Raw genomic sequence first — 20,069 nt, 5'->3', positions numbered from 1 at the left:
GCGCGTCAGCCTGCGGCCCGCGGGCCGGTGCGCCGCGCCGGTGCGCGCCGTGTGTGCGGTGTGCGGGCATCCGGATACGCGCGCTGGCAGACGGCGATGACCGCATCGCGCAGGCGGCGATGCACGGGGTCGCCGTGCATGCGTGGATGCCACAGCGCGGAAACGAGGATCTCGGGCAGGCGCACCGGGATCTCGAAGCTGCGCAGTCCGAGGGCCTCCGTGAGCCCTGGCGAGAATGCGTTGCCGAGGCTGGAGCGCGGCACGAGCGCGATCAGGTCGGTGCTGGCCGCGACACGCATCGCATCGGGGTAGCCCGGTACGACGACGCGCACGGCGTGGCCCGAGCCGGCCTCGCCGGTCGAATCGTCGGCCGGCCCGCCGAAATCGCCGAGCTGCGACGCGATCACGTGGCCGCAGGCCGCATAGCGTGCGGGCGTGATCCTGCCCGATGCGAACAGCGGATGCCCGGCGCGTGCCACCGCGACGTGCCAGTCGTGAAACAGCATGCGCGTGTGCAGTTCGGGGGCATCGTCGCCGCGTTTGCCGATTTCCAGATCGACGGCGCCGTCGCGCAGCGCCTGCGGATCGCGGTCGGGCTTGGGGACGAAACGGATGCGCACCTGCGGCGCGACTTCGCCGAGTGCGGCGACCACCGGGCCGGACAGCATTTCCATGAACGATGCGGCCGCGCGGAGGGTGAACGTGGACGCATGCGTCGCCATGTCCACGTCGGCTGTCGCCGGGCGCAGCACCGCGCGGGCATCGCTTGCGATGACGTGCACGCGGTCGCGCAATGCGGCTGCGTGCGGCGTCGGCACGAGCTTGCGCCCGGCGCGCACGAGCAGCTGATCGCCGGTGGACATCCGCAGCCGCGTCAGCGTGCGGCTCATCGCGGACGTGCTCAGGCCAAGCCGGCGCGCGGCGCCGGTCACGCTGCCTTCCGACAGCAGCACGTCGAGCGCGGTGACGAGGTTCAGGTCGATGTCTTCCATGGCGACAGGATACGCCTCCGGACGATATGACATGGCGTTCGATGCAACTATAGGTTGAATCCGGTGCGTCTGGCGCCTGTCGTGATGCGCACCTATAGTGGCTGCATGACGACACCCGGCAAAGGCGGAAACCATGCAATCGACCGTATCGAGTAAAAACGCACCCACGATCCTGCTCGTCGCGGCCTCGCGCGGCCTCGGGCTCGCGATGGCCGAGCAATTCCTGAACCAGGGCTGGAACGTCACGGGCACCGTGCGGGAAGGATCGGGGCGCACGAAGCTGCACGATCTCGCCGAGCGCTTCACCGGCCGGCTCGACATCGAGACGCTCGACATCTGCGAGCCGGCGCAACTGGCCGCGCTGCGCGAGCGGCTGTCGGGCCGGCGCTTCGACATGCTGTTCGTGAATGCGGGAACGACGAACGAGCCGACCGAAACGATCGGCGAAGTGACGACCGACGAGTTCGTGCGCGTGATGGTCACGAATGCGCTGGCGCCGATGCGCGTGATCGAGACGCTGCAGGATTGCGTGACCGCGGACGGCCTGATCGGCGCGATGTCGTCGGGACAGGGCAGCGTCGCGAACAACGTCAGCGGGATGCGCGAGGTCTATCGCGGCAGCAAGGCCGCACTGAACCAGTTCATGCGCAGCTTCGCGGCGCGCCAGGCCGAGACGCGGCGTGCGATGGTGCTGATGGTGCCCGGGTGGGTTCGTACGGAGCTGGGCGGGCCCGATGCGCGCCTGACGATCGAGGAAAGCGTGCCGAGCCTCGTCGACGTGCTGATCGCCAAGCGGGCGCGCCCGGGGCTCGAGTATCTCGACTATCTGGGCAGGACGGTGCCGTGGTGAGCCCGCGTCGCAAGGGTTTGCCGTGTCCGTGACATACGTTGTGTACACAACCATATGGCGGAACGACCACCCGCCGCTCGCTGCATCGCACAACCGGCCGCGCTTGACACAGGCGCGCTGCCCGCCGTAAATTGCGCAGGCAGATCTAGATAAGAGACTATCTGTAAGATGGTCTCTCCATGCGTCGATCGCATCTGCATTGTCGAGCCTCTTACAGAACAAATATACGGAGGCCGATTGTGCAAACGATCGCGGTCAAGCTTCATGGCATTGAAGACGTCATCTCCTTTCTCGACTCTCGCCCCGGCATCGCGGGCAGGGCGGGGCTCGTCTGGTGGCTGTCGCTCGGCGGGCTGTTTCTCGACGCATTTTCCAACTCGGCATTGAGCGCCGGCCTCGGGCCGATGACGCGCGAATTGCATCTGTCGGCCGCGCAGGTCGCATGGATGACGTCGTTCGCGTCGTGGGTCGCGATCGCATTCAACCCGATCGGCGGCTGGATGGCCGACCGCTGGGGGCGCGTGCGGCCGCTGATCGCGGCGAAACTGCTGTCGGTGATCGGCGCGCTGCTGGTCGTATTTGCGCCGGATTTCAATACGATTCTCGCCGGCCGCTTTTTCGTCGGGATGGCATACGGAATCGACTTCGCGATCGCGATGGCGATGCTCGCGGAGTTCACGCCGGGCCGCCTGAAGAGCCGGCTCAATACCTGGCAGGGCATGTGGTACACGGCCGTCTGCCTGAACCTGCTGCTCGCGCTGCTGTTTCATGCGTGGCAGGTCGGCGATTCGATCTGGCGCTACTCGGTGGCGGCTACCGCCGTGTTCGGCGTCGCGATCCTCGCGCTGCAATGCGCGTTCCTCGTCGAAAGCCCGATCTGGCTCGCACGCAAGGAGCGTCTCGACGACGCGGCGCGCGCGATGACGCGCATCTACGGGCAGGTATTCGCCGCCGCGCCCGCGCATGAGCGCACACCCGTCGTCAATCCGGCCACGCGCGGCCTCGCGAACGTGTTGCTGATCTTTCGCGGCGTCTACCGGCCGCGCACGATCCTTGCCGCGACCGTGCAGATCGGCCAGTCGATCGAATACTTCGCGATCGGCTGGTATCTGCCGCTGATCAGCGCCGCGCTGTTCGGTACGGACTTCGTCTATGCGACGCTCGGCGCGCTCGTGTTCAACCTGTTCGGGATCGTCGGCGGTTTCTCGTCGTCGACGGTCGGCCGCCGTGTGGGCCTGCGCCGCGCATCGGCGATCGGCTTCGCGGCGGTCTGCGCGATGCTGGTCGTGCTCGGGCTGTTTCATGCGCGCATGCCGCTGTGGCTGTCGGTCGTCGTGCCGTCGCTGTTCATCCTGTTCCACTCGGCCGGCCCCGGCGCGAACGGCAAGAGCCTGTCGTCGCTGTCGTTTCGCGGCGAGTTGCGCGCGGGCGCGAACGGCATCGTCGGCGCGCTCGGCTCGATCGGCGCGGCGCTGGGCCTGCTGGTCTTTCCGCTGTTTCGCGCGCGTTACGGCCTCGAACATACGTTCCTGATCCTCGCGGTCGTGCCGTGCATCGCAAGCGCGATCTGCTTCGCGATCCGCTGGGACCCGACCCGCACGACGATCAATCCCGACAACGAACCCGACGCGCCGCACTTCGGCGACGACGCGCGTGCGACGTCGGCCTTCCTGAACCCCGCCATCGAGAAAACGCAGCGATGACCGATTCCCGAAACGCCATTCTTGCCATCGACGAAGGCACCTCCGGCACGCGTGCCGCGATCGTCGACGCGAGCGGGCACGTATCGTGCCTCGAATACCTGCCGCTGTCGGTCGAGAGTCCGCAGCCGGGCGTCGTCGAACAGGACGCGAACGCGATCCTCGACAAGACGCTCGCGGTCTGCCGCGCGACGCTTGCGCAGGCTCGTGAACAGCGCGTACACATCGTCGCGCTGGCGCTCGCGACGCAGCGCGCGACCGCCGTGCTGTGGGACACGCGGACCGGGCGCGCGCTCGTGCCCGCGATGGTCTGGCAGGACACACGGCATGCAGCCGAACTCGACCGTCTCGCCGCCGACTGGGACCGCGTGCTCGTGCCGCAGGTCGGCCGGCCGGCGGGCGTGCGCTCGCCGTACTTGTGGGCCGTGCACCAGATGCGCACGTCGCAGGCGGTCGCCGACGCCCATCGCGCAGGATGCCTCGCATTCGGCACGATCGACACGTGGCTGATGTGGCATCTGTCCGATGCGCGCGAATGCGTGACGACACCGACCCATGCGACCTCGGCGAGCGCGTATCTGCTCGGCGAGCATCGCTATTTCGAGCCCTGGCTCGACGCGCTCGGCTTTCCGCGTGAACTGCTGCCCGCGCTGCGCGAAGACGCCGACGCGTTCGGCCGCACGCGCCGGGACGTGCTCGGCATCGACGTGCCGATCCTCGCGTGTGCGGGCGACCAGTTCGCGGGTGCGGTCGGGCTCGGCTGCGTCGAGCGCGGCCAGGCGATGTGCGTGCACGGCACCGGCAGCTTCGTCGACCTGCTGACCGGTACGGCGCGTCCGGACACCGGATCGCACGCACAACCCGGTCACGCGCACGACGGCACGCTCGCGATGACCGCGCGGCGGCACGGCGGCGTGTCGCATTACTCGCTCGAAACCTTCGTTGCGACGACGGGTTCGGCATTGCGCTGGGTCTGCGAAAAGCTGCGCTGGTTCGACGATCCCGCGCAGGTCAGCGCGCTGGCGGGCACCGTGCAGTCGTCGCGCGGCGTGACCTTCGTACCGGCGCTCACCGGCCTGCGCGTGCCGAGGATGGAGCCGAACGCGCGCGCGTTGCTGTCGGGCATTTCGATCGCGACGACGCAGGCCGACGTCGCGTACGCGGTGCTCGAAGGCATCGCGCATTCGGTCGCATCGTGCATGGAGGCCAACCAGGCTGTCGCGCGGGCCGACGTGTCGGAGCTGATCGTCGGCGGCGGGCTGGCGGGCAGCGACACGCTGCTGCAGATCCAGGCCGACGTGAGCGGCGTGCCGGTGCGCCGGATGCGCGAAGGCGATTGCGCGAGCCTGCGCGGCGCGGCGTTTCTCGCGGGCGCATCGGGGCTGCTGTGGGATTCGCTCGACGCGGCCTGCGCGACGCTCGTCACCGACGCCGTATTCGAACCCTCGATCGACGTGGACCGCCGGCAGCGCCGGCGCGCGGCATGGCACGCGCGGATCGCGTCCGAGCTCGCGCACGCGGCCGATTTCGCTCACGCGTAAGCACGGAGAACGACCAGCATGATGTTTTTGCCATCCAGAAAACCGAAGACGGACCGCGCGGGCATGACCGGCACCGAGCCGTTGCGCGTGAATCGCGACGAGCACCTGGCGCGACTCGAGACGGATACGTTCGACGTACTGATCGTCGGCGGCGGCGTGACGGGCGCGTACGCGGCGTTCGACGCGAGCCTGCGCGGGCTGCGCGTCGCGCTCGTCGAGAAGAGCGATTTCGCGTCGGGCACGTCGTCGAAATCGTCGAAGATGGTGCACGGCGGGCTGCGCTATATCGAGCAGGGCAATCTCGGGCTCGTGCGCCATTCGCTGCTCGAACGGCAGCGGTTGCGGCGCAATGCGCGCCATCTCGTGCAGCGCTTGCCGTTCCTGTTCCCGGTCATGGAGCGCGAAGGCGTGTTCGACAAGCGTCTCGCGAAAGCCTTCGAAAGCCTGCTGTGGACCTACGACATCGCCGGAGGCTGGCGCGAGGGGATCCTGCATCAGAAGCTGACGAAGGCCGAAGTGCTGTCGCATTGCCCGACCTTCAACGAAACGTACCTGACGGGCGGCTTCCTGTATTTCGACGCGCGCGTCGACGATGCGCGCCTGACGCTGAACCTCGTGCGCACGGCCGCGTTCCATGGCGCGGCGGTGGCGAACCACGCGCGCGTGGTCGAGCTGACGCGCGACGGCCACGGCAAGGTCGACGGCGCGATCGTGCATGCCGACGGCCGCGAACGGCGCGCGCGCGCGCGCGTGGTCGTGATGGCGACGGGCGTATGGCTGCGCGACTGGACCGGCGCCCGCAAGGGCGACACGTCCGCGCTGCAGGTGCGGCCCGCGAAGGGCGTGCACGTCGCGATCCCGTGGCTGAAGATCCGCAACGACTGCACGGTGACGATCCCCGTGCCGGGCCGCAACCGCCGCGCGACGATCACGCGCTGGGGCAACGTGTCGTATCTCGGCACGACCGACGAGGACTACGACGGCGATCTCGACGACGTGCACTGCACGCGCAAGGAGCTCGATTTCCTGCTCGACGGCGCGCGCTCCGCGCTGAAGGCCGACCTGAGCGCGGACGACGTGGTCGGCAGCATCGCCGGATGCCGGCCGCTCGTCGGGCCGCCGGGCGGCAAGACGATCGAGATGAAGCGCAATCACGAGATCCATGTCGCGCCGGACGGGCTCGTGACGATCGTCGGCGGCAAGCTGACGACGTCGCGGCACATGGCAGAGCAGACGATCGATACGGTCGGCAGGCTGCTTGGCCGCCGCACGCGCTGCCGCACCAAATCGGCGTATCTGCTCGGCGCGGCCGGCTACGACCCGCAGGCGATCGTCGCGTCGGGCGGGCTCGCCGCGCATCTCGGCGAACGCTACGGCACCGAGGCGCGTTTCGTCGGCGATCTCGCTGACGAAACGCCGTCGCTGCTCGCACCGATCGTCGAAGGGCTGCCGTACAGCGAAGCGGAAGTGCTCTATGCGGTCCGTCACGAATTCGCGCGCAGCGTCGACGACGTGCTGTCGCGCCGCACGCGCGCCCGGTTGATGGCGCGCGACGCATCGGCGCGCGCGGCACCGCGCGTCGGCGCCATCCTCAAGGCGGAGCTCGGCTTGTCCGATGCGGCCGTCGCCAGCCAGGTGCGCGACTACGTCGCCGCCGTCGCACTCGAAAAAGCCATCCTCATGGGAGAAAACGGATGATCAGCAAGGAAGCCATCAAGCGCGGCTACAACCGCGGCAACTACGTCGTCGGCGCGCATACGCCGCCGCCTTATTCGCTGAGCCTGCCGGCGGCAGGCAGCGCGTCCGCCGAAGCGGGCATGCAGCGCGCGCCGGTCGCGGTGTCTGCGCAGCAGGTCGACGCGTTGCGCGCGGTGGCCGATGAAGTGCTCACGCAGCCGGCCGACGTCGTCGCGTGGACGCGCGACTGGTGGGCCGCATCGATGGTCGCCGAGACGGGCGGCCGGCCCGCGACGCCGCATGCTGTCGTCGTGCGCGTGTCGACGGTCGAGCAGGTGCAGGCCGTGATGCGCATCGCGCACGCGGCGACGATTCCGGTGACGGCGTCGGCCGGCCGCAGCAACGTGACGGGCGCGGCGCTGCCCGTGCGCGGCGGCATCGTGCTCGACGTATGCGGGTTGAACCGGCTGATCGGCGTCGATACCGAAAGCCAGATCGTCGACGTCGAAGCCGGGATGTTCGGCGACGTGTTCGAGGAAACGCTGCAGCGCGAGCACGCGCTGACGATGGGGCACTGGCCGTCGTCGTTCGGGATCAGCACGGTGGGCGGCTGGATCGCCTGCCGCGGCGCGGGGCAGCTGTCGACGCGCTACGGCAAGATCGAGGACATGGTGTTCGGGATCGACGTGGTGCTCGCGGACGGCAGCCTGGTGACGCTCGGCGGTTATTCGCGCGCGGCGGTCGGCCCCGATCTGCAGCAACTGTTCATCGGCAGCGAAGGGACGCTCGGCATCATCGTGCGCGCGCGCCTGAAGCTGCATCGGCTGCCCGATTACGGCCGCGCGATCGCATACGGTTTCGACACGTTCGCGGCCGGCCTCGACGCGTGCCGCGAGATCCTGCAGCGCGGCGCGAACCCGGCGGCGCTGCGGCTCTACGACGAACTCGAGAGCGGCGTGCAGTTCGGTCTGCCCGACACGAACGTGCTGCTGATCGCCGACGAAGGCGCGCGCGAGATGGTCGACGCGGTGATGGCGATCAGCGCACGCGTCGGCGAGGAAGGCGGGCGCAAGCTCGATGGCGACGCGATCTTCGAGAAGTGGCTCGACACGCGCTACCTGACCGGCAAGAGTGCGGAAGGCTTCAAGCGCAGCCCGGGTTTCGTCGCCGATACGCTGGAGATGTGCGGCCGCTGGCGCGATCTCGCGGCGATCTACCGCGACGTGGTGGCCGCGCTGCAGGCCGTGCCGGGCACGCTGGCCGGCTCGGCGCACCAGTCGCATGCGTACGCCGATGGCGCGTGCCTGTATTTCTCGCTGCGCGGCGACGTGGCGGTGGCCGAACGGGCCGCGTGGTACCGCGCCGCCTGGGACGCAGCGAACGCGGTGCTGATCCAATACAATGCGACGTTGAGTCATCACCACGGCGTCGGGCTGCTGCGTTCGCCGTACATGCGCGATTCGCTGGGCACGGCGTTCCCGGTGCTGCAGATGGTGAAGCGCGCGCTCGATCCGAAGCACATCCTCAACCCCGGCAAGCTCGGCCTCGGCGACGAGACGGGCCCGCACGTCGACCGGTAAACGTCATGGACAAGTCGCTGGGCGCGCGTCTCGCCCGTCATCCCGTCATCGCGACGCTGTACGGCGCCGAGCAGGCCGACAGTTTCGTCGACAGCGCGGCCGAGGTCGGCATCGTCGCGAACGTCGACCTGCGCCGGCTGCAGGCGGTGGTCACGGCGCTCGCCCGGGCCGGCAAGTTCGTGATCGTCAACATCGACAGCTGCGATGGGCTGTCGCAGGACAAGGGCGGCGTCGAATATCTGGCCGATATCGGCGTCGCAAGCGTCGTGTCGACGCGCGTCGCGACGATCCAGCGCGCGAACCGCGCGGGGCTGATCACGATGCAGAAGGTGTTCGTGACCGACCGTTCGACGTGGCCGCGCAGCATGAAGGCGATCGAGCAGAGCGATCCGAATCTCGTGCAACTGATGCCCGCGCCGATGCTCGCGCACCTGAGCGAAGCCGACCGGCAGGCGTTGCCGCCGATCGTTGCGTCCGGCTTCGTCGGCAACGCGGACGACGTGCGCAGCGCGAGGCGGCACGGCGCGCTCGCGGTATCGACGAGCGACAGCGCATGGTGGAATTTCGACCCGTCGTCGTGACGGATTCCTGTTGAACATGGAGCGCAACATGAATGAACCCTACCTGCAGGTCATCGCGCATTTCTTCGCGAAACCCGGCAACGGCGACCGCGTGATCGAACTGCTCGCGGAACTCGCGCCGGCGACGCGCACCGAGCCGCAAAATCTCGACTACGAGTATTTCCGGTCGGCGGAGGACCCCGACCACATCGTGATCCTCGAACGCTACCGCTACGCGGACGGCCTCGACGTGCATCGGGACACGCCGCATTTCCAGCGGATCGGTGTCGGCGCGATCTTTCCGTTGCTCGATCGCCGCGACGTGTCGCGCTACATGGTGCAGCCGGACACCGGCACGGCGACGCCACCGGGAGGCACCCGATGAACCCGTTTCAATTCCGTACCGTGCCGACGCAGGTCGTCGAATTCGGCGCCGCGCGCCGGCTCGGCGCGTTGTTGCGCGAACGCTTTCCGGCGCTCGTGCGGCTGTGCGTCGTCACCGATGCGTTCCTGTATCGCAGCGGCGTGCTTGCGCCCGCGCTGGAGAGCCTCGCCGCGCATGGCTGGCAGGTCACCGTGATCGACGACGTGATCGCCGATCCGCCCGAGCACGTGGTGCTGGACGCGACCGAGCGAGCCGTCGCGGCCGATGCCGAGATCGTGCTCGGCCTGGGCGGCGGATCGTCGATGGACGTCGCGAAGCTGATCGCGGTGCTCGTGCCGGGGCAGCAGGCGCTGGCCGACATGTATGGCGTCGACAAGGTCACGAGCGCGCGGCTGCCGCTCGTGCAGATGCCGACGACGGCCGGCACCGGCTCCGAAGTGACGGCCGTGTCGATCGTCACGGTCGGCGAGGCGCGCAAGATGGGGGTCGTGTCGCCGCACCTGTTCGCGGATGTCGCGATCCTCGACGCCGAACTGACGCTCGGCCTGCCGCGCGCGGCCACGGCCGCGACGGGCATCGACGCGATGGTGCATGCGATCGAGGCCTACACGTCCGCGCGGCTGAAGAACCCGGTGTCCGACATGCTGGCCGTGCATGCGCTGACGCTGCTGTCGCGCAACCTGCTCGCGGCGTGCGACGACGGCCACGACCGCCACGCGCGCGAGGCGATGCTGGTCGGCGCGATGTTCGCGGGGCAGGCGTTCGCGAATGCGCCGGTCGCGGCCGTGCATGCGCTGGCCTATCCGGTCGGCGGGATCTTCCATGTGCCGCACGGGCTGTCGAATGCGCTCGTGCTGCCGCACGTGCTGCGTTTCAACGCGCCGGCCGCCGCGCCGCTGTATGCGGAACTCGCGGCGATCGTCGCACCGGCGGCGACGGGCAGCGACGAAGCGCGTACGCACGCGCTGATCGGCGAGATCGACCGCCTGATCGCCGCGACGGGCATTCCGCGCACGCTGCGCGAGGTCGGCATCGGGGAGGGCGACCTGCCGAGGATGGCGTCGGACGCGATGCTGCAGACGCGCCTGCTCGTGAACAATCCGCGCGAGGTGACGGAGGCCGACGCGCTGGAGATCTACCGGCAGGCGTGGTGACGCAGCGGGCGTGCGCGTCGCGCCGCCCGTCCTGCATTCACGATGCGCTCGTCGCCTGCCGAGCGGGCCATGCCGCGGCGCATGCGCACGCGAGCGCAACGGCCACGAGCCCGCGTCCGGCCCACGGCGTGACGCGCAGCGCGTCGCGCTCGACGAGTACGCCGCCGAGCGCCGAACCGAGTGCGACAACCGCATGCATAGCCGACACGTTGATGCCGACGCTCGCATCGGCCAGTGACGGCGCGGTGTGGATCAGGTAGTTCTGCACGATCGGCGAGATCGACCCGCTGATACCGCCCCACAGCATCATCGCGGGCACGAACGCGAGCGGCGCCGCGCCGGCCGCCGCGACGGCCCGAGCCCGCCGCACGGCAGTCTCGCAGCAGGGCAGCGTGCTGCTGCCCTGCGGGCTTACGCGCGCGACGCGTCGGCGCCGGCCGCCACCACGTACGCCGACGCCTGCTTCGTGCCGTCCGGCTGCGTCTGCAGATAGACGCCCTGGATCTCCGGCTCGAAACCCGGCAGCGCGTTGATCCCGGCTTCGAGCGCGCGGAAGTAGTCGAGCGCCGGGCCGCCCCATACTTCGCCGGGCACCACGCAGAAGATGCCGGGCGGATAGGGCAGCGCGCCCTCCGTCGCAACCCGGCCTTCGATGCGATCGAGCGTGACGAGCTCGACGTTGTTGCGGATCAGCTCGGCGTTCGCGGCCTGCGGCAGCATCGCCTGCTTCGGGAACTGCGCACGGCGGAACATCAGCTTCTGCAGATGCTTCATGTCGTGGCTGCGGTAGAAGTCGTGCATCCGCTGGCACAGTTGCCGCAGGCGCATGTTGCCGTACAGCTCCGGATACGCTTCGCACAGCGACGGAATCGCTTCGCGCAGCGGCGTGTCCTGGTCGAGATGGCGTTCGAACTGCGCGAGGTGCGCGACCAGGTGCTGCAGCTTGCCGAAGCTCTCCGACGGCGTGAGCAGGAACAGGATCGTGTACAGGTCGGCCTTCTCGGGCACGACGCCGTGTTCGCGCAGGTAGCGCGCCAGGATCGGCGCCGGCGCGCCGAACGGCGCGTACTCGCGCGTATCGCGATCGATGCCGGGTGTCGTCAGCAGCAGCTTGCACGGGTCGACGAAATACTGGTCGTCCGCATAGCCTTCGAAGCCGTGCCAGGTGTCGGCCGGATGGAAGCGGAAGAAGCGCAGGTCGTCGACGATCTGCTCGGTCGGGTAGTCCGCCCACGGGCGGCCGTCGACGTGCTGCGGAACGAACGGACGGATCTGGCGGCAGGTCTTCATCAGCAGCTTGCGCGCGTCGACGCCGTGCGCGACGCAGTCGCGCCACAGGCGCTTGCCGGCCGGGCCCGCATGCATCTGCGCGTTGACGTCGAGCGCCGCGAACATCGGGTAGAACGGGCTCGTCGACGCATGGATCATGTACGCATTGTTGAAGCGCCGGTGATCGCAGAAGCGCTTCTGGCCTTCGATGTGGCTGTCCTTCTTGTGGATCTGCGACGTCTGCGAGAAGCCGGCCTGCTGCTTGTGCACCGACTGCGTGACGAAGATGCCGGGATCGTCGGGGCCGAGCGTGAGCATCAGCGGCGAGCAGTCCTGCATCATCGGGATGAACTGCTCGTAGCCGACCCACGCCGAATCGAACAGGATGTAGTCGCACAGATGCCCGATCCGGTCGACGACCTCGCGCGCGTTGTAGATCGTGCCGTCGTAGGTGCCGAGCTGGATCACCGCGAGCCGGAACGGGCGCGGCCGGTCGGCGCACTCCGGTGCGACGTCGCGGATCGCGTCGCGAATGCGCGCTTCGTCGAGCGCCGCGCTGTCGACGCCGCCGATGAGGCCCCACGGGTTGCGCGCGGTTTCGAGGTAGACCGGCCGTGCGCCCGACAGCACGAGCGCGCCGAGGTGCACCGACTTGTGGTTGTTGCGGTCGAACAGCACGAGATCGTCGGGCGCGAGCAGCGCGCTCGTGACGACCTTGTTCGATGTCGACGTGCCGTTCAGCACGAAATACGTCTTGTCCGCGTTGTAGATCCGCGCGGCATTGCGCTGGGCTTCCAATGCGGGGCCTTCGTGGATCAGCAGGTCGCCGAGCCGGACATCCGCGTTGCAAAGGTCGGCGCGAAAGATCGTCTCGCCGAAGAAGTCGAAGAACATCCGGCCGAGCGGGTGATTCGAGAAGAACTGGCCGCCCTGGTGGCCGGGGCAGTCGAACTCCACGTAGCCGCGCTGCACGTATTCGCGCATCACCTTGAAGAACGGCGGCAGCAGGTTCTCGCTGTAGATGTCGGCGGCGGCGGAGATCTGCCGGCCGTAGTAGTGGCGGCCGCCTTGGCGGAGCTGGATCACGCCGCTCGCGCTCGGCAGGATCGACTGCGGCACTTCCTGGCCGGGCTCGACCGCGACGAAGAACGGAATCGCGAACCCGGTTCTTTCGACGGTTTTCAGCACCTGTTGCGCCGAATCGATTCCGACGACGATTGCCGCGATATTCGTGAAATCGGTCTGAAATACGTCGACCTGTTCGTGCGTGGTGAGGAAGGCGCCAATCAGCGCCGGCTCGACTGCGATTTTCAACAGGCTCACGCGAACTCTCCCGTAAATGTGCTGAAACGGGAGCCGCATTCGCACGGGCGCGCAATCCGCGTAATCCGACACGCGCCGCAGCCGATTGAAACGCTCCCGCGAATGCTGAATACCGAATGGCGCGCCGCACGAGGAAGCCTTGCGCGGCGAGGCCCGGCCGCCGCCGGTCAAGGCACGGCGCAGCCGATCGTAGCAACAAAACCGGGCGAATTCAATCGGCCGGATTCGACAATCCCGCTGCCGGATGAGAATGATCAAATAATCAGGAATTGGCGTGCTGCAATGCACATCAAAATGAACCGGTCGTGAAATGCGATTTGAAAACGGCTGACCGTTTCTCCGAATCGTCTGCTTTTCTTCAAAAGGCATCTATGGCATAGTCGGCTCCGAATTGGATGGCGAATCAAACCGGATTTGCGAGCGTCTCACACCGCCGCCCGCGGCCTGCTGTCCGCGTGCTCGTGAGACGCATCACCCCAACGAAGCATCGGAACAACGAGGGCAACAACATGAACACGTCCGTCGGTGGCATTCGTCGTCTCGGCATGCGCGCGCTTCTGGTCGACGACGAGATCGCGCAGGAAACGGCGACCGGGCGCGCAGTCCGCACGCTGAGCGCGGAGCTCGCGCAGCGCGACATCGACGTGCTCACGGCAACTACGGCCGACGATGCGATCATGCTGGTCCGTTCCGATCCGTCGATCCAGTGCGTGCTGCTCGACTGGGATCTCGGCGTGGACGGCCACGGGCCCTCCGAAGCCGTGATCGACGCGATCCGCCATCGCAACGGCAACGTGCCGATCTTCCTGCTGGCCGATCGCAGCGTCGCGTCGACGGTGCCGTCCGCGGTGATGGGCCAGGTCGACGATTTCGTGTGGCTGCTCGAAGATACGGCCGACTTCATCAGCGGGCGCATCCATGCAGCGATCGAACGCTATCGCGCAACCGTGCTGCCGCCGATGTTCGGCGCGCTCGCGAAATTCTCGCGCGTCTACGAATACTCGTGGCATACGCCCGGCCACACGGGCGGCACGGGCTTCCTGAAATCGCCGGTCGGCCGCGCGTTCTTCGAATACTTCGGCGAAGCGCTGTTCCGTTCCGACCTGTCGATCTCGGTCGGCGAGCTCGGCTCGCTGCTCGACCACTCGGGGCCGATCGGCGAGAGCGAGCGCTACGCGGCACGCGTGTTCGGCGCGCATCGCACGTATCACGTGACGAACGGCTCATCGACGTCGAACCGCATCATCCTGATGGCAAGCGTGAGCCGCGACCAGATCGCGCTGTGCGACCGCAACTGTCACAAGTCGGCCGAACACGCGATGACGATGTCGGGTGCGATCCCGACCTACCTCGTGCCGACCCGCAACCGCTACGGGATCATCGGGCCGATCGCGTCCGAGCGTCTCACGCAGGCGGCGATCCGCGAGGCGATCGCGTCGAACCCGCTCACGGCCGGGCTCGCCGATCGCCAGCCGAAGCATGCGATCGTCACCAATTCGACGTACGACGGCCTGTGCTACAACGTCGCGCGCGTCGAGGAGCTGCTCGGCGCGAGCGTCGATCGATTGCATTTCGACGAGGCCTGGTACGGCTACGCACGTTTCAATCCGATCTACCGCGATCGCCACGCGATGCACGGCGACCCGCGCGACCATCGTGCGGACCGCCCGACGGTGTTCGCGACGCAGTCGACGCACAAGCTGCTGACCGCGTTGTCGCAGGCGTCGTACATCCACGTGCGCGACGGCCGCAACCCGATCCCGCATGGTCAGTTTAACGAAACATTCATGATGCACGCGTCGACCTCGCCGAACTACGCGATCATCGCGTCGAACGACGTCGCGGCCGCGATGATGGACGGCCCCGGCGGCGCGGCGCTCACGCACGAGTCGATCGAGGAGGCCGTCGCGTTCCGGCAGATGATCGGGCGGATGAACAGCGAGTTCGGCGCGAAAGGCGACTGGTTCTTCGAATGCTGGCAGCCCGACACCGTCCTCGAGACGCGCACGGGCCGCACGCTCCCGTTCCACGATGCGCCCCCCGAGCTGCTGGCGAGCGACCCGTCGTGCTGGGTGCTGCGGCCCGGCGCGCAATGGCACGGCTTCGGCAACATCGAGGACGGCTACTGCATGCTCGATCCGATCAAGGTGTCGATCGTCACGCCGGGTGTCGCGCCGGCCGGCGGGCTGATGCCGGTCGGCATTCCGGCGAGCGTCGTGACCGCGTATCTCGATGCACGCGGGATCGTCGTCGAGAAGACGACCGACTTCACGATCCTGTTCCTGTTCTCGATCGGCATCACGAAAGGCAAGTGGGGCTCGCTCGTCAGCGCGCTGTGCGACTTCAAGCGCGACTACGATGCGAACCTGCCGCTCGACATGGCGATTCCGTCGCTCGCGAAGGAGCATGGCTCGCGTTATGCGGGCATGGGGCTGAAGGACCTGGCCGACACGATGTTCGCGGCGATGGAGCAGCTCGGCACGACACGGCTGATGTCGGAAGCCTTCTCGATCCTGCCGAAGCCGGAGATGAGCCCGGTGCGGGCGTACGAGCATCTGGTGCAGGGCCGCGTCGAGCAGGTCACGCTCGAGGAACTGGCCGGGCGCACGGTCGCCACCGGTGTCGTGCCGTATCCGCCGGGCATTCCGCTGCTGATGCCCGGCGAGAACGCGGGGCCGGCCGACGGCCCGGTGCTCGGTTACCTGTTGGCGCTCGAAGCGTATGACCGGCGCTTCCCGGGCTTCGCGCACGATACGCACGGCGTGGAAGTCGAGGACGGCACGTATCGCGTGTACTGCCTGACGGCCTGAGCATCCGGCCGGACGAACGGGCAAACAGGCGAACAGGCGACCGGCCGCGCCGCGGCCTCACATCGAAGGATCGACATCATGGAAAACGCAGCGCGCATGACCGACGCGGCCCCGGCGGCCGCGCCGAAGAACCGGATGAACGTCTGGCAGCTGACCATCCTCACGGCGGTCAACATGATGGGCTCCGGCATCATCCTGCTGCCGTCGAAGCTCGCGCAGGTCGGCACGGTCTCGCTGCTGTCGTGGATCGTCACGGCCGGCGGTTCGCTCGCGCTCGCCTACGCGTTCGCACGCTGCGGGATGCTGAGCCGCAAGCCGGGCGGGATGGGCGGCTACGCGGAATACGCGTTCGGCAAGGCCGGCAACTACATGGCGAACTACACGTACGGGCTGTCGCTCGTGATCGCCAACGTCGCGATCGGCGTGACGGCGGTCGGCTACGGCACCGTGCTGTTCGACGCGACGCTGTCGCCGCTGCAAACCGGCCTCTGGACGATCTTCCTGCTGGTGGTGACGACGGTCGCGAACTTCGGCGGCTCGCGCATCACCGGCCGGATCGGCGCGGTGACGGTGTGGGGCGTGATCATTCCGGTCGTCGTCGTGTCGCTGATCGGCTGGTTCTGGTTCAGCGGCGCGACCTGGGGCGCCGCGTGGAATCCGCACAACCTGCCGTTCGGGCCGGCGGTCGGCAGCTCGATCGCGGTGACGCTGTGGGCGTTCCTCGGGCTCGAATCGGCCTGCGCGAACTCGGATGCCGTCGAGAATCCGGAGCGCAACGTGCCGATCGCCGTGCTCGGCGGCACGATCGCATCGGCGATCTTCTACATCGTGTCGACCAACGTGATCGCGGGGATCGTGCCCAACGCGATCCTCGCGGCGTCTAACGCGCCGTTCGGCATCGCGTTCGCGACGATGTTCACGCCGACCGTCGGCACGATCGTCACCGCGCTGATGGTGATCGCGTGCATCGGTTCGCTGCTCGGCTGGCAGTTCACGGTCGCGCAGGTGTTCAAGAGCTCGGCGGACGTCGGCTACTTCCTGCCGGTGTTCGCGAAGGCGACGCGCACCGGCACGCCGATCGTCGGGATGGTGATCCTGCTCGTCGCGCAGGTCGCGCTGGCGCTGATGACGATCAGCCCGGAACTGAGCAGCCAGTTCCAGAAAATCGTCGACCTGGCGGTCGTCACGAACCTCGTGCCTTACGTGATGTCGATGGCCGCGCTGATCACGATCCAGAAGGTCGCCAAGGTGCCGCCGGCCAAGGCGCTGCTGACGAACGTGATCGCGATGGTGGCCACCGCGTACAGCTTCTATGCGCTGTTCAGCTCGGGCGAGCAGGCGCTGATGCTCGGCGGCCTGTGCGTGTTTCTGGGCTGGACGTTGTTCGGCTTCGTCAGCGCACGCTTCTACCAGATGGAAGTCGACGCGCACGTGAAGGAGCCGGGGAAGTCGCTGCAGGCTTGACGGCGGCCGCCGCCGTTATCGGGCCGGGCGGGCCAGCAGCAGCGGGATGTCCTGCTTCAGCAGGTCGACGACGGCCCGCACACGCGGCGGCAGCGGCCGCTGCGCGTGCACGAGCACGTTGAGTGCGAAGTCGGGAATCGCGTACCGCGGCAGGAGCTCGACGAGCGTGCCGGCCGCGAGCGCGTCGGCGCAGGCCGGCTGCTGGACCACGCCGATGCCGCCGCCGGCCGCGATCGTGTCGAACATCGGGCGCCAGTGGCTCGTCGTCATGATCGTGCGGATGCGCGCGTATTCGAGCGCGCCGCCGTCGCGCTGCAGGGGCAGCCGTTCGCTCGCGAACACGCCCTTTACGCGGATGAACGGATGGTTCGCCAGATCGGCCGCCGCGTCGATCGGGCCGCACCGGTCGAGATACGACGGCGCGGCGACGAGCCGGCGGCCGACTGCGCCGACCGGGTGCGCGACGAACCCGCCGTCGCCGAGCTGTCCGACGCGGATCGAGATGTCGACGCCTTCCGTGACCGGATCGACGATGTCGTCGTTCAGCACCAGATCGATGTGCAGGCCCGGATACGCGGTGCGGACATGCATCAGCACGCCCGGCAGCACGACCTCGCCGAAGCATTGCGGTGCTGCGAGCCGGATCGTGCCGTCGAGCGCGTTTTCCGTCTTCGAGACCGAGGCGACCGCATCGTCGGCCGCTTCGAGCAGCTCCTTGCTGCGTTCGTAGAAGATCCGGCCTTCTTCCGTGCAGGCGAGGGTGCGCGCGCTGCGCATCAGGAGCCGGGTGCCGAGATGCTTCTCGAGCCGTTCGATGCGCTCGCTGACGGCCGGCTGGCCCATGTCCAGATCGCGCGCCGCGCCGGACATCGTGCCGCGCTCGACGACCCTGACGTAGATGCGCATCGTCGCCAGCAAATCCATGAAGTCGCGCCCCTTGTCCGGTTCCGGTTGATGCCGATCGACGGATGGTACCAAAGCAACGCGGCCTGAAGGTGCGCAGCGAGCCGATACTGACCATCGGTTGCGCAAGCCGCGTGTGTTCGACGGAGCGATGGGCGACAATCGGCTTCCGTGCGGGCGACTGGAGACGACATGACGCAACAGGATGACGCGGTGCGCACGCGCTGCGTCGCATGGCAGATCGTGCAGGCCTGGCAGGCGGCCGAATGGTGCAGGCTCGCCGAGTCGCGAACGGGTATCGACCTGACGGGGTCGGTGTCGGGCGCGATCGACGGCTCGCCGTTTCGTATCGATTACGCGATCGAGTGCGACGCCGGCTGGCTCACGCGCTCGGCACGCATCACGCAGTGGGGCGGCACGCAGCCGCCGCGGCAGCGGGATATCGTGTGCGACGCGGGGCGATGGACGATCGATGGCGTCGACATACCGGCGCTCGCGGGCGCGACCGACCTCGATCTCGGCTTCAGCCCGTCGACGAACACGTTGCCGATCCGGCGGCTCGGGCTGGCCGTCGGCGACGCGGCCGTGATCCATACCGCGTGGCTGCGCTTTCCGGAATTCGCGTTCGTGCGCGGCGAGCAGCGCTATACACGCACGGCGGAGCACGTGTACCGCTACGAAAGCGGCACGTATGCGGCCGATATCGCGGTCGACGAAGCGGGCCTCGTCACCGACTACGACGAATGGCGGCGCATCGGCGCGGCCCCCGCGCGCTGACGCACGTGTATCGCGCCGTGCGTCGTCGGCGGCGGTGCGTCATCGTGCGCTCGCCACCGACAGCTTGCCGGGAATCAGCTTCAGCGTGGTGAACGCGTCGGCGATGTTCTGCTGATACGCGAGCGTCGCGTCGCTGATCGGCTGCACGCCGTAGCCGGCGCGCTTGAGCGCGAGTTCGAGTGTCGGCGCGTCGAGGCCGACGAGCGGCGACAGTTGCGTGGCGACTTCCGTCACATGGTCGCGCGCCCAGTGGTCGACCGCGTCGACTTCATCGAGCAGCGCGCGCAGCACCTGCGGGTGAGCGGCCGCGTATTTTCGCGCGGCGAGGTAGTACTGCGTGTTGCGCACGAGCCCTTCGCCGTTCGCGATCACGCGCGCGCCGATCTGCCGCTCGGCGGCGGCCAGGTACGGATCCCAGATCACCCACGCATCGACGTTGCGCTGCACGAACGCGGCGCGCGCGTCGGCGGGCGTCAGGTAGATCGGCTGGATGTCGGCATACGTCAGGCCCGCGTGTTCGAGCGCCTTCACGAGCAGGTAGTGGACGTTCGAACCCTTGTTGAACGCGACTTTCTTGCCGCGCAGCTGCGCGACGTTGCGGATCGGCGAATCGGGCAGTACGACGATCGCCTCGCCCTGCGGCGCGGGCGGCTCGTTGCCGATGTAGACGAAATCGACGCCGCCCGCCTGCGCGAAGATCGGCGGCGTCTCGCCGACCGTGCCGACGTCGATCGCGCCGGCGTTCAGGCCCTCGAGCAATTGCGGGCCGGCCGGGAATTCGAGCCATTGCACCGTGACGCCCTGGCTCGCGAGCCGTTTCTCCAGCGTGCCGCGCGCCTTGAGCACGACGAAGTTGCCGTATTTCTGGAAACCGACGCGCAGCCGCGTGTCGCTGCCTTGCGCGTGCGCGGGCAGGCCCGCGAGCGGGCCGAGCGCGAGTCCAGCCAGCCCGGCGGCCGCGCCTTGCAGCCACTGGCGGCGATGCGGGTTCGCCGGTGTCGGTTCAACGTCTGCGTGCGGTGTGTCGTTCATCGAGGCGTCCTGCGTGCGAATGAGCGGGCCGCGCGCGAAAGGCGACGCGGTC

17 protein-coding genes are annotated in these 20,069 nt (G+C 68.2%); 12 read left to right on the top strand and 5 right to left on the bottom strand.

Annotated features, from left to right (window positions below; all coding sequences use genetic code 11):
* Positions 1 to 5 precede the first annotated feature (5 nt).
* Positions 6 to 992 carry a LysR family transcriptional regulator gene (locus tag HAV18_RS05580; RefSeq protein WP_166953577.1) on the bottom strand — a complete coding sequence of 329 codons (987 nt, stop codon included), beginning with the start codon at positions 990 to 992 and terminating at the stop codon, positions 6 to 8.
* 133 nt (positions 993 to 1,125) lie between these two features.
* Between HAV18_RS05580 and HAV18_RS05575 the strand changes: the two genes are divergently transcribed.
* The 8 genes from HAV18_RS05575 to HAV18_RS05540 all read left to right on the top strand — a co-directional run bounded on the left by HAV18_RS05575 (position 1,126) and on the right by HAV18_RS05540 (position 10,439).
* Positions 1,126 to 1,842, top strand: a complete 717-nt coding sequence (locus HAV18_RS05575; RefSeq protein WP_166953576.1) for an SDR family oxidoreductase — start codon at positions 1,126 to 1,128, stop codon at positions 1,840 to 1,842.
* 239 nt (positions 1,843 to 2,081) lie between these two features.
* Positions 2,082 to 3,545 (top strand): MFS transporter, encoded by a 1,464-nt coding sequence (locus HAV18_RS05570; protein ID WP_166953574.1) that lies wholly within the window; start codon positions 2,082 to 2,084, stop codon positions 3,543 to 3,545.
* The gene (locus HAV18_RS05565; RefSeq protein WP_166953572.1) at positions 3,542 to 5,083 is read left to right on the top strand and encodes an FGGY family carbohydrate kinase; all 1,542 of its coding nucleotides are present in this window, start codon (positions 3,542 to 3,544) and stop codon (positions 5,081 to 5,083) included. Before HAV18_RS05570 ends, HAV18_RS05565 begins: the two co-directional genes overlap by 4 nt.
* Before the next feature lie 18 nt (positions 5,084 to 5,101).
* A complete protein-coding gene (locus HAV18_RS05560) occupies positions 5,102 to 6,781 on the top strand; it encodes a glycerol-3-phosphate dehydrogenase/oxidase (RefSeq protein WP_166953569.1) in 1,680 nt (559 codons plus the stop codon).
* Positions 6,778 to 8,340, top strand: coding sequence for an FAD-binding oxidoreductase (locus tag HAV18_RS05555; protein WP_166953567.1), 1,563 nt, complete (start codon positions 6,778 to 6,780; stop codon positions 8,338 to 8,340). Before HAV18_RS05560 ends, HAV18_RS05555 begins: the two co-directional genes overlap by 4 nt.
* 5 nt (positions 8,341 to 8,345) lie before the next feature.
* Positions 8,346 to 8,921: a glycerol-3-phosphate responsive antiterminator gene (locus HAV18_RS05550; RefSeq protein WP_166953565.1), complete on the top strand. Its 576-nt coding sequence runs from the start codon at positions 8,346 to 8,348 to the stop codon at positions 8,919 to 8,921.
* 28 nt (positions 8,922 to 8,949) lie between these two features.
* A complete protein-coding gene (locus tag HAV18_RS05545; protein WP_166953563.1) occupies positions 8,950 to 9,285 on the top strand; it encodes a putative quinol monooxygenase in 336 nt (111 codons plus the stop codon).
* On the top strand, positions 9,282 to 10,439 hold the full coding sequence (locus HAV18_RS05540; protein ID WP_166953561.1) for an iron-containing alcohol dehydrogenase: 1,158 nt from the start codon (positions 9,282 to 9,284) through the stop codon (positions 10,437 to 10,439). Before HAV18_RS05545 ends, HAV18_RS05540 begins: the two co-directional genes overlap by 4 nt.
* Before the next feature lie 37 nt (positions 10,440 to 10,476).
* Here the strand turns inward: HAV18_RS05540 and HAV18_RS05535 are convergent, their stop codons facing one another.
* On the bottom strand, positions 10,477 to 10,809 hold the full coding sequence (locus HAV18_RS05535; protein ID WP_243771541.1) for a hypothetical protein: 333 nt from the start codon (positions 10,807 to 10,809) through the stop codon (positions 10,477 to 10,479).
* Positions 10,810 to 10,850: 41 nt separating this feature from the next.
* Positions 10,851 to 13,031 carry an ornithine decarboxylase gene (locus tag HAV18_RS05530; RefSeq protein ID WP_166953559.1) on the bottom strand — a complete coding sequence of 727 codons (2,181 nt, stop codon included), beginning with the start codon at positions 13,029 to 13,031 and terminating at the stop codon, positions 10,851 to 10,853.
* 102 nt (positions 13,032 to 13,133) lie between these two features.
* Here HAV18_RS05530 and HAV18_RS05525 point away from each other — a divergent pair, with 102 nt between their 5' ends.
* From HAV18_RS05525 to potE, 3 genes are all read left to right on the top strand, one after another.
* Positions 13,134 to 13,340 carry a hypothetical protein gene (locus HAV18_RS05525; RefSeq protein WP_166953557.1) on the top strand — a complete coding sequence of 69 codons (207 nt, stop codon included), beginning with the start codon at positions 13,134 to 13,136 and terminating at the stop codon, positions 13,338 to 13,340.
* Positions 13,341 to 13,540: 200 nt separating this feature from the next.
* The gene (locus HAV18_RS05520) at positions 13,541 to 15,841 is read left to right on the top strand and encodes an Orn/Lys/Arg decarboxylase N-terminal domain-containing protein (protein ID WP_166953555.1); all 2,301 of its coding nucleotides are present in this window, start codon (positions 13,541 to 13,543) and stop codon (positions 15,839 to 15,841) included.
* A 78-nt stretch (positions 15,842 to 15,919) separates the two neighbouring features.
* Positions 15,920 to 17,305: a putrescine-ornithine antiporter gene (potE, locus tag HAV18_RS05515; protein WP_166953553.1), complete on the top strand. Its 1,386-nt coding sequence runs from the start codon at positions 15,920 to 15,922 to the stop codon at positions 17,303 to 17,305.
* Between the two features lie 15 nt (positions 17,306 to 17,320).
* On the opposite strand, the gene HAV18_RS05510 is transcribed toward potE, so the two are convergent.
* Positions 17,321 to 18,229, bottom strand: coding sequence for a LysR family transcriptional regulator (locus HAV18_RS05510; protein WP_166953551.1), 909 nt, complete (start codon positions 18,227 to 18,229; stop codon positions 17,321 to 17,323).
* Between the two features lie 171 nt (positions 18,230 to 18,400).
* Here HAV18_RS05510 and HAV18_RS05505 point away from each other — a divergent pair, with 171 nt between their 5' ends.
* Positions 18,401 to 18,985 carry a putative glycolipid-binding domain-containing protein gene (locus HAV18_RS05505; protein ID WP_166953549.1) on the top strand — a complete coding sequence of 195 codons (585 nt, stop codon included), beginning with the start codon at positions 18,401 to 18,403 and terminating at the stop codon, positions 18,983 to 18,985.
* A gap of 39 nt (positions 18,986 to 19,024) precedes the next feature.
* Here HAV18_RS05505 and HAV18_RS05500 read toward each other — a convergent pair whose 3' ends face one another.
* Positions 19,025 to 20,017 (bottom strand): sulfonate ABC transporter substrate-binding protein, encoded by a 993-nt coding sequence (locus HAV18_RS05500; protein ID WP_166953547.1) that lies wholly within the window; start codon positions 20,015 to 20,017, stop codon positions 19,025 to 19,027.
* Between the last annotated feature and the right edge of the window lie 52 nt (positions 20,018 to 20,069).

The organism is Burkholderia sp. D-99, assembly GCF_011605345.1.
Lineage (GTDB): Bacteria > Pseudomonadota > Gammaproteobacteria > Burkholderiales > Burkholderiaceae > Burkholderia.
Note: the sequence above shows the minus strand (reverse complement) of the source record. Positions and strands in the feature narration are given on the sequence as shown.